General features: G+C 26.8%; 9 protein-coding genes. 6 read left to right on the top strand and 3 right to left on the bottom strand.

Annotation, left to right across the window (positions count from 1 at the left end; genetic code table 11):
• Nucleotides 1-246 precede the first annotated feature (246 nt).
• Entirely contained in the window at nt 247-1,530 is a 1,284-nt protein-coding gene (locus tag HF862_RS05615; RefSeq protein ID WP_170186936.1) for a serine dehydratase subunit alpha family protein, read from the top strand.
• A gap of 230 nt (nt 1,531-1,760) precedes the next feature.
• On the opposite strand, the gene HF862_RS05610 is transcribed toward HF862_RS05615, so the two are convergent.
• The 3 genes from HF862_RS05610 to HF862_RS05600 form a co-directional block, all read right to left on the bottom strand.
• Nucleotides 1,761-3,008 (bottom strand): pyridoxal phosphate-dependent aminotransferase, encoded by a 1,248-nt coding sequence (locus HF862_RS05610; RefSeq protein WP_170186935.1) that lies wholly within the window; start codon nt 3,006-3,008, stop codon nt 1,761-1,763.
• A 158-nt stretch (nt 3,009-3,166) separates the two neighbouring features.
• A complete protein-coding gene (locus HF862_RS05605) occupies nt 3,167-4,243 on the bottom strand; it encodes an iron-containing alcohol dehydrogenase family protein (protein WP_170186934.1) in 1,077 nt (358 codons plus the stop codon).
• Between the two features lie 22 nt (nt 4,244-4,265).
• Nucleotides 4,266-5,453: a hypothetical protein gene (locus HF862_RS05600; RefSeq protein WP_170186933.1), complete on the bottom strand. Its 1,188-nt coding sequence runs from the start codon at nt 5,451-5,453 to the stop codon at nt 4,266-4,268.
• Nucleotides 5,454-5,953: 500 nt separating this feature from the next.
• Here HF862_RS05600 and HF862_RS05595 point away from each other — a divergent pair, with 500 nt between their 5' ends.
• The 5 genes from HF862_RS05595 to HF862_RS05575 all read left to right on the top strand — a co-directional run bounded on the left by HF862_RS05595 (nt 5,954) and on the right by HF862_RS05575 (nt 10,074).
• A complete protein-coding gene (locus HF862_RS05595; RefSeq protein ID WP_170186932.1) occupies nt 5,954-6,712 on the top strand; it encodes a TatD family hydrolase in 759 nt (252 codons plus the stop codon).
• Nucleotides 6,713-7,090, top strand: a complete 378-nt coding sequence (acpS, locus tag HF862_RS05590; protein WP_170186931.1) for a holo-ACP synthase — start codon at nt 6,713-6,715, stop codon at nt 7,088-7,090.
• Nucleotides 7,090-8,187 carry a peptide chain release factor 2 gene (prfB, locus tag HF862_RS05585; RefSeq protein ID WP_170186930.1) on the top strand — a complete coding sequence of 366 codons (1,098 nt, stop codon included), beginning with the start codon at nt 7,090-7,092 and terminating at the stop codon, nt 8,185-8,187. Before acpS ends, prfB begins: the two co-directional genes overlap by 1 nt.
• 85 nt (nt 8,188-8,272) lie before the next feature.
• Nucleotides 8,273-9,784: a glutamate--tRNA ligase gene (gene gltX / locus HF862_RS05580; protein ID WP_170186929.1), complete on the top strand. Its 1,512-nt coding sequence runs from the start codon at nt 8,273-8,275 to the stop codon at nt 9,782-9,784.
• A gap of 65 nt (nt 9,785-9,849) precedes the next feature.
• Nucleotides 9,850-10,074 (top strand): DUF1653 domain-containing protein, encoded by a 225-nt coding sequence (locus HF862_RS05575; protein ID WP_170186928.1) that lies wholly within the window; start codon nt 9,850-9,852, stop codon nt 10,072-10,074.
• Nucleotides 10,075-10,077 lie beyond the last annotated feature (3 nt).

The following is a 10,077-nucleotide window of genomic DNA, read 5'->3' as shown; positions in this document are numbered from 1 at the left end:
GGAGTTGTTTCAGAAATTATCAAATAATAATAAAAATTATTAGAGATAAAAAAGGACTAAAGAAATTTAGTCCTTTTTCTTTTTGAAAAAATTTTTCAAAAAGAAAAACTAAAGAAAAGATATATTTTCATTTTGAAAAAAATATAATTTAAAATATTTTTTTATATAAGAAATATAGATATAAAAAATGGTATAGAAATTGCTAATATTAATAATAAAAAGTCAAAAAATTCTTAGGAGGATAAAATGTTAGATAAAATATTAGCAATTTTAGAAGAAGAAATAGTGCCTGCTGAAGGATGTACAGAACCAATAGCTTTAGCATATGCTGGAAGTAAATTAAGAGATATATTAGGAAATATTCCAGAAAAAATAGAAATTTCTTTATCTGGAAATATGATAAAAAATGTAAAAAGTGTTAAAATTCCTAGTTCAGAAGGAATGGTAGGAATTGAGGCTGCAGTAGCTATGGGTCTTATTTTAGGAGATTCAACAAAAGAATTAATGGTTATTTCTGGTGTAGATAGAACAAAATTACCTGAAGTTAGAAAATATTTATCTGAAAATAGAATGAATGTTGTTTTAAATAAAGGAGATGTAAAATTATATATTAAATTGACTGGTACTTGTGGAAATGATGTTGCTACAGTAGAGATTCAACATTATCATACAAATATCACAGAAATTACTAAAAATGGAGAAAAAGTAATAGGATGTTCATGTGATGATAAGTGTGGTGGAGAATCACCAATGACAGATAGAAGTTTCTTAACTTTAGAGTTAATATATAATACAGCAAAAACAATAGATTTATCATTAATAGAGCCTATATTTAAAAAAGTAATTGACTGTAATACAGCTATAGCAAAAGAAGGATTAACTACAGAATATGGAATTGCTATAGGAAAAACTATAAAAGAAGGAATTGAAGAAGGAATTTATGGAAATGATTTAAAAAATAATATGGCTTCTTTTGCTAGTGCTGGTAGTGATGCTAGAATGAACGGATGTTCTTTACCAGTTATGACAACAAGTGGAAGTGGAAATCAAGGGATGACAGCTTCTTTACCAGTAATAAAATTCTGTGAAATGAAAAATATTCCATATGAGCAATTAATAAGAGGATTATTCTTCTCTCATATGACAACAATACATATAAAAACAAATATAGGAAGATTATCAGCTTATTGTGGAGCTATGTGTGCTAGTGCAGGAGTAGCTGGAGCTATATCATTCTTAGATGGATTAACATTAGAGCAATGTGCAATGGCAGTAGAAACTACATTAGGAACAATGTCAGGATTGATTTGTGATGGAGCAAAAAGTTCATGTGCTACAAAAATAGCAAGTGGAATTTCTTGTGCTTTTGATTCATATTATACAGCTAAGAAAAATAGAAGATTATTATTTGGAGAAGGAATAATAGGAAGAGATGTAGAAGCTACTATTAAAAATACAGGAATTTTAGGTAAAGATGGAATGCAAGTAACTGATGAAGTAATTTTAAATATAATGGTTAATAATAAATAAAAATTCTATTATAATTATTAAAAAATTTCTAAATAAAAAAGCTAGAGAGATTTCTTTCTAGCTTTTTATATTATTAATGATTACTTTAAAGTTTTATGAAAAATTAAAATAATAATTTTATATAATATTAGAAAGTTATATATTAAAAAATAAGAGATGGAAAAATAATAAATTTTTTATTAAAAAAGGTATTACAGAATTTTGTAATACCTTTATTTTTTATGATAATTTTATTTATTAAATTTATCTATAGATTCTTTAATTAATTTTGGAAGAATTTCTAATTTTTTACAAGAGATACTACAGATAGCTATTCTAATTCCTTTTTTTATAGGAAGAACAAATACTTTTTTCTCTTTTAAGTCATTTACTATCTCATCTTTATTTTCTTCTAAAGGAATTGTTAAGAAAAATCCACTAGAGAAAGGACAATATTTTAATCCGACCTCTTCTGATTTTCTTTCAAAAATTTCAGCTCTTTTTTTCAATGTTTCTACCCATTTATCTCTTTCAGAATTAATACCATTGATTATATTTTCATTTTCATAAGCTTTTACTAATAGAGCCATTCCACCTCTTGATACATTAGACCAAGAAGAACGGCATAAATATTCAGCAACAACAGTAAATTCATCTATAACTTTTTTACTTGAAGATAAAGCAACTATAGCTCCTGTTCTAAGTCCATAACTCGTAAAAGATTTTGACATACTATAAGCAAAAAGAATCAAAACATTTTCAGGAAGTCCTAAAAATAGTTTCATATATTCTCTTGCATTATCTCTTCCTCTAAAATCATAATCTATATATGCTATATCATTAATAAGAATAACTTCTCCATATTTAGAAGCTTCTCTTAAAATTTCAACAACTTCCTTCCATTCTTCAAAAGATAGAGAATATCCTGTAGGATTTTGACAAGGGTCATTGATAACAGCTAGAACTCTACCATCTCTTTTTACAACTTCTAACATTTTTTCAGAGAAATCTTTAGTATTAAATTTCTCCCCATCAAATAATTTATATATAGTATTATTTAATCTGTTAGCCCCTGTAATATGTACATAGGCATCCCACATATATTCAGGTAATAAAACAGTATTTCCGTCATTTCCATATCCTTTAAAAGCTGTATATATAGCTCCTGTACCTCCAGGTGTAGAAGCAACATCAACAAAGGCATTTTCTAATATTTCTTTGCAATGAGTACCAAATATACTTTTTTTAACTGCTTCCTTATATTCAGCAGAACCACTTACACCAGCAGCATATCCGAAAGTATCTGGAGATTCTAATTCCCTATATGTTTTATCAACAAGTTCTAATACTCCTAATTTTTCATCTTCACAAAAAAAAGTTCCTAATGTAGAATTTATAACAGAATCTTTTCCGAATTTTTTTTCAGTAGCTTTAACTTCTCTAGCTATTCCGAAAGCCCCTCTTCCAACTTGTTTTCCTACTAATCTCTGAGCAATCATTATTACCCTCCTAACTTTATATCAAAAAATTTTTAACAATATACTTGTGTATACTTGTGTATACTTAAATGAATATCTAAGTATATCATAACAAAAATTAAAAAGTCAATAAAAAATAAATTTTTTACTGACTTTGATTTATTCTATATAATTAAATGTTAATTTTTTGATATATATTCTTCTAGCTCTTTTATAGAGTTATATATCATATCTTTAGTGATAGAAAAAGCTGAAACTTCAATGTCTTTTACAGAAGAAGCTTTATCAAAAACACTTGTCATATCTTTAATTTCTACATTAAAGTTTTTATAAGAAATTGGTAAATTTATTTTTTTATAGAAATTTATTAATTTATCTAACTCTTTATAATTTTTATCCATCATTTCTAATACAAGAACTCCGTAAGAAACAAGTTCTCCATGTAAATGATTTTCCTCCACTTCTTTTATAGTTGAAAATCCATAACAAACAGCATGAGCTAAACCACTATTGTAAGACATTTTTAGAGAATTAGAAACAAGTCCAGTAGTCACTATGATAGTTAAAATAGTTTCTTCTAATTCTTTTGAACTAATGTTATTTTCACAATCTTTTAAACCTTTATCTCCATATTCAAAAAGAGGTTCTTTACAAAGAGAAGATAGAGTAATTCCTAGTTTATTAGGATAGTCTAATTCTTTTCCTCTAGCAGAGAATTCTGGTTCATATCCTTTTCCAAGAGTATCTCCAATTCCAGCCCATAGATATTTTGTAGGAGCTTCAGCTATTATTTGAGTATTTATAAATGTATGAACAGCTGGAGCTTTTTTAAAAAATAAATCTCTATAAACCCCATTAGGATAATACATAGCACAAACACTTGTTACACTAGCACAAGTAGAAGCAATAGTAGGAAAAGTAAATAAAGGTTTATCAAGTTTTTCACTTAATACTTTACAAGTATCACAAGCTTTTCCACCACCAAAAGCAAATATCATATGAGAATTTATTATATTTTCATTTTTCATTAACATTTCTACATTTTCATAAGAAGCTTCTCCACCATACCAAACTTCATCAATTATTTCTAATTTACTTTCTTTTATAGCATCTCTTACTAAAAAACTAGCTTTTTCTAAAGCTGTTTTTCCTCCAATAAAAACAATTTTTGTTCCATATTTTTCACAAATATTTTTGATTTCCTTATAAGCATCTTGTCCTATTGTGTAATTTGGTAAAAACATATTTTGTGACATAAATTTCCTCCTGTATGTAAAATTATTTAACGCCAAAAACTATTGATATATTTTCTACTTTAGATTTTTCTTTTTTACTTTCTCTCATATATTTTTTATTTTTATAGTATCCTATTGTTAAAAATGGAATTATTATTGCAAATATTCCAACATAACCACAATATCCATAACCATATTTAACAATTTTACTCAATCCAAACATAGAAACACTCATAGAAACTCCCATACATAATATAGAAGAAATCATTCTACGAGCTATAGGTCTTTCTATTTTTTCCATAACTTTTAAAGTTGAAAATCTAGAAACAAAACCATATATAGTAGTTACACCTGTAGAAATTAAACATAATAATAAAGCTATATTATAAAACCAATATAAAATATTTATATCCAATTGTTTACAAATATATAAAGAAGGTAGTGTCGTTTGATTATCTCTTATAAATTCAGGAGCCCAACCTAATAACATTACTACAGACATTACTAAAGCTATTGAATTCATAATAAAAGCTATAGTCATTGATTTTGTAGCATCATTTTTATTTTCTAATGGTTTTCCACAAGCAATCATTGTAGGAATTACAACAGATTGGAAACCAGCATATGTAAAGGCATTAATAATGGCCTTCATAGGATTTTCAGTTTCTGTAATAGAAATATTAGAAATTATAATTGTTATTTCTGAAAATCTTGCTTTTATCCCAACAAAGAAAATAATAAATACTGAAATTAATATAGAAATAGACATAATAGTTGAAACTTTAGAAACTAATTTAGCTCCAAAAATAGTTAAAATAAATAAAATACTTCCAACTGCCATAACAGAAAAGCCATAAGAAATGTGACTACTGATGGAGATTAAAGAAGCAGCCCCAGCTATAACAGCTCCTACAGCACAAACAACCATTATATGAAAATATATTTCAAAAATCCATTCTAACTTATCAAAAGGATGATATAAAGTTTCAAATAACTCTTTATAACTTTTTAAATTTCTTGAATTTCTCATAATGATACATTCTCTTATAGTCATTGCCAATAAAAACATAGCTAAGATAGCTGAAAAAATTCCCCAAATTCCTGTAGAAACAAAATATTGAGTAGCTTGATTTCCTGTGGCAAATCCTCCACCAGCATGAGAACTAAATAAAACAGATGCAACTGAAAATACTCCTAAAAATCCTACTTTTTTTATATTATTTTTTTCCATAATTTTTTCCTCCCATAATTTAATAAAAATTTAAATATTACACAAGTTTTTTTTAGAGGAAAATTTTTATTTTTATATATATTTTTTTCTCCATAAACTTCTCCTAAAATAATTTTGAATAAAAAAAACAACCTATAGTTAGGTTGTTCAAATTTCTAAAAATTAATTTATCTATTTTAGAGAGATAGGAGTCCTTTATTAAAAGTAATTTGGACAAAATTTCTATTGAATAAACCTAACATAATTTTTCCATATGAAAATTTACTACTTAGTAACAGCATAAGTAGCATCAGAATCATCATTAGGTTTAGTAGCATAAATGATACAGTCATTTTGTCCTCCTTAATTATATTTTTAAAATTTCTTATTTGCGTAAAATCATACAATATTTTAGGAAAAAAATCAAGCATTTTTTTAAAAAAATTTAAAAAAACTAGATTTTAAAAGAAAATTAGAGTAAAATATTGTTATTAATTATTTTTTTGAGAGGATAATATATTATGAAATTAGTAGATACACATTGTCATTTAGATGATGAAAGATATGATATAGATAGAGAAGAACTTATAAAAAAAATGGAAGAAAAAATGGAGTTTGTAGTAAATATTGGTTTTGATTTACCATCTTCTATAAAAAGTATAGAATATTCTAATTCTCATGATTTTATTTATGCAGTAATTGGATTTCATCCAACTTCCATTTCAGAATATAGTGAGGAAGCTGAAAATTCTTTGAAAGAATTATCAAAAAATAAAAAAGTAGTAGCTATAGGAGAAATTGGTCTTGATTATTATTGGATGGAGGATGAAAAAGAGGTTCAAAAGGCTGGTTTTAGAAAACAAATGAAATTAGCTGAAGAATTAAATTTACCTGTGGTAATTCATTCTAGAGATGCTATGGCTGATACTATTGAAATTTTAAAAGAATTTCCAAATGTAAAGGGGATTTTTCATTGTTATCCTGGAAGTTTTGAAAGTTTATCAGAAATTCCTGAAGGATATTATTTTGGAATTGGAGGAGTTTTAACTTTTAAAAATTCTAAAAAAACAGTGGAGTTTGTAAAAAAAGTAGATATATCAAGAATTGTTATAGAAACAGATTCTCCTTATTTAACTCCTACACCTTTTAGAGGAAAGAGAAATGAACCTCTTTATGTTCAATATGTTTTAGAAAAAATATCAGAAATAAAAAATATACCTTTTGAAGAAGTTTTAAGAATTACAACAGAAAATGCTAAAAAAATATATAGGATTGATTAAATGGAATTTATAGGAATTGGAAATGATATTATTGAAATAAAAAGAATAGAAAAAGCAATAAAAAATAGTAATTTTATTAAAAAGGTTTTTACAGAGAATGAAATAAAATTATTTGAAATAAAAGGAAATAGAGTAGAAACTTATGCTGGAAGATTTGCTGTAAAAGAAGCTATTTCAAAAAGTTTAGGAACTGGTTTTAGAGATTTTTCTTTAACAGATATTGAAGTTTTAAATGATGATTTAGGAAAACCTTATGTTATTTTTAAAAATAATATAGAGGAGTTTAATAAAAAATATTCAGTAAATATTTCAATTTCTCATTGTAAGGAATATGCTACAGCAGTGGCTATAACATTTAAAAGGAGTGATATATACTAATGGATATTTTAGAATTAAAAAGAGAATTTCAGTTTTATAAAGAAAAAATTGTTGAAATAAAGAAAACTATAAAATATGAAGAAAGATTAAATCTAATAGCTACTCTTGAAAAGAAAACTTTTGAAGAAGGATTTTGGAATGATAAAAATCAAAGTCAAAGTATTATAAAAAAAATAAATGAAAATAAAGATTTTGTAGAAGAATATAAAAAGATAGAGAGTCTTTTTCATGAGGAAGAAGTATTAATAGAGTTTATTGATATGGGAGAAGAGGAATTTGAAAAAGAATTAGAAGAAAAACATATTTTATTAGGAAAAGAGCTAGAAATACTTGATACAAAACTTTTATTAGATGGAAAATATGATAATAATAATGCTATAATAACTATACACTCTGGAGCTGGAGGAACAGAAGCTTGTGATTGGGTTGATATGCTTTATAGGATGTATTCTCGTTGGATGAGTGATAAAGGGTATAAAGTAAGTCAACTTGATTTCATGCCTGGAGATTCAGTTGGAATAAAATCTATTACTTTATTAGTAGAGGGAACTTTTGCTTATGGATATTTAAAATGTGAAAAAGGAGTTCATAGGCTTGTAAGAATTTCTCCGTTTGATGCTAATAAAAAGAGACATACATCTTTTGCTTCGGTAGATGTGTTACCAGAAGTAGAAGATAATATAGAAATTAACATTAGACCAGAAGATTTAAGAATAGATACTTATAGAGCTGGAGGAGCTGGAGGTCAGCATGTAAATATGACAGATTCTGCTGTAAGGATTACTCACTTACCTACAGGAATTATAACTACTTGTCAACAAGAGCGTTCTCAATTACTAAATAGAGAAAAAGCTATGAAAGTTTTACAAGCCAAATTACTTGACTTAGAGATTAAGAAAAAAGAAGAAGAAATGAAAAAAATTCAAGGAGAACAAACTGATATAGGTTGGGGAAATCAAATAAGGTCTTATGTTTTTCAACCATATACAATGGTAAAAGACCATCGTACTAATCATGAGTCAGGAAATATTAGAGCTGTTATGGATGGAGATATAGACTCCTTCATTAATGCTTATTTAAGGTGGAATAAAAAATAATATTTTTTAATATTTTCTTTAAAAATTATTAAAAATATGATAAACTCAATATGTATAAATGAAAATATAATCGGGAGGGATAAAGATGGAAAGAAGAATTAGAACAAGAGTAGCTCCTTCTCCTACAGGAGACCCACATGTGGGAACAGCTTATATAGCTATGTTCAATATAGCTTTTGCCTATAAACATGGAGGAGATTTTATTCTAAGAATAGAGGATACTGACCAAAATAGATATACACCAGGTTCTGAAGAAATGATTTATGAAAGTTTAAGATGGCTTGGTTTAGATTGGAAAGAGGGTCCAGATGTAGGTGGTCCTTATGGTCCTTACAGACAATCTGAAAGATTTGGAATTTATGCTGATTATGCAAAACAATTAGTAGAAAAAGGTGAAGCTTATTATTGTTTCTGTACTCCAGAAAGACTTGACAATTTAAGAGAGAGACAAAAAGCTATGAAAAAAGCTCCAGGATATGATGGTCATTGTAGAAGTCTTTCTAAAGAGGAAGTTGAAGCTAGAATAGCTGCTGGAGAACCATATGTAATCAGATTAAAAATGCCTTATGAGGGAGAAACAGTTATTCATGATAGATTAAGAGGAGATATTGTTTTTGAAAATAGTAAAATAGATGACCAAGTTTTATTAAAAGCTGATGGATATCCAACATATCACCTTGCAAATGTTGTAGACGACCACTTAATGGGAGTTACTACAGTTATAAGAGCTGAAGAATGGATTTCTTCTACTCCTAAACATATTCAACTTTATAAAGCATTTGGTTGGGAACAACCTGAATTTATTCATATGCCACTATTAAGAAATAATGATAGAACAAAAATTTCTAAAAGAAAAAATCCTGTTTCTTTAAATTGGTATAGAGATAATGGATATTTAAAAGAAGGATTATTAAACTTCTTAGGTCTTATGGCATACTCATTTGGAGATGGAAAAGAAATATTTACTCTTCAAGAATTTAAAGAAAACTTTAATATAGATAATGTTTCTCTTGGAGGACCTGTATTTGACTTAGTAAAATTAGGATGGATAAACAACCAACATATGAGATTAAAAGATTTAAAAGAATTAACAGAGATGACTGTTCCATTCTTTAGAGCAAAAGGATTTGTTGGAGAAGAAGTTTCTGATAAAGAAATGGTAGCATTAGAAAGAATAGTTGAAATTCTTAGAGAGCATGCTCATACATTAAAAGAAATAGCTGATGAATCAACTGTTTATTTTAAAGATGAATATGAATTACCTGAATTAACAGAAGATATGGATAAAAAAGAGAGAAAAGGAATCGAAAGATTATACAATGCTATAGCTGACGAAACAGGTAAAAAATCTATAAAATTATTCTTAGAAAAAATAGAAAACTATCCAACTGAGGATATTCCTTTAGAAGAGGCTAAAAAACTTCTTACAGATACTTTAGAAGAAATTGGAGAAGGACCAGCAAAAGTTTATATGCCACTTAGAGCTGTATTAACAGGAGAACCTAGAGGTGCTGACTTATACAACTTAATCTTCATAATAGGAAAGACTAGAACTATTAACAGAATGAAGAAAATGATAGAAAAATATAATATTTAATTTGTAAGGGAGGATTACAAAATTATGTAATACCTCCTTTTTATTTAAAAAATAAGGAGAAATTTATGAGGGAAATTTTGACTGATAGAATTTATAGACATTTTAAAGGAAAAGAATATAAGGTTCTTCATATAGCCACTCATTCAGAAACAAAGGAAAAATTAGTAATTTACCAAGCTCTTTATGGAGATTTTGGAATATATGCAAGACCTTATGATATGTTTGCTTCAAAAGTTGATAGAGTAAAATATCCTGAGGCTACTCAAAAATATAGATTTGAATTAGTATAAAAA

Origin of the sequence: Fusobacterium sp. FSA-380-WT-3A (assembly GCF_012843705.1) — a bacterium.
GTDB lineage: Bacteria > Fusobacteriota > Fusobacteriia > Fusobacteriales > Fusobacteriaceae > Fusobacterium_B.
This window is presented reverse-complemented; position numbering and strand designations above follow the sequence as displayed.

Excerpts from the sequence above, each read along its gene's own strand:
- HF862_RS05615 (WP_170186936.1), top strand. The coding sequence starts at position 247 with ATGTTAGATAAAATATTAGCAATTTTAGAAGAAGAAATAGTGCCTGCT.
- HF862_RS05575 (WP_170186928.1), top strand. The coding sequence starts at position 9,850 with ATGAGGGAAATTTTGACTGATAGAATTTATAGACATTTTAAAGGAAAA.
- HF862_RS05605 (WP_170186934.1), bottom strand. The coding sequence starts at position 4,243 with ATGTCACAAAATATGTTTTTACCAAATTACACAATAGGACAAGATGCT.
- HF862_RS05595 (WP_170186932.1), top strand. The coding sequence starts at position 5,954 with ATGAAATTAGTAGATACACATTGTCATTTAGATGATGAAAGATATGAT.
- gltX (WP_170186929.1), top strand. The coding sequence starts at position 8,273 with ATGGAAAGAAGAATTAGAACAAGAGTAGCTCCTTCTCCTACAGGAGAC.
- HF862_RS05600 (WP_170186933.1), bottom strand. The coding sequence starts at position 5,453 with ATGGAAAAAAATAATATAAAAAAAGTAGGATTTTTAGGAGTATTTTCA.
- HF862_RS05610 (WP_170186935.1), bottom strand. The coding sequence starts at position 3,008 with ATGATTGCTCAGAGATTAGTAGGAAAACAAGTTGGAAGAGGGGCTTTC.
- prfB (WP_170186930.1), top strand. The coding sequence starts at position 7,090 with ATGGATATTTTAGAATTAAAAAGAGAATTTCAGTTTTATAAAGAAAAA.
- acpS (WP_170186931.1), top strand. The coding sequence starts at position 6,713 with ATGGAATTTATAGGAATTGGAAATGATATTATTGAAATAAAAAGAATA.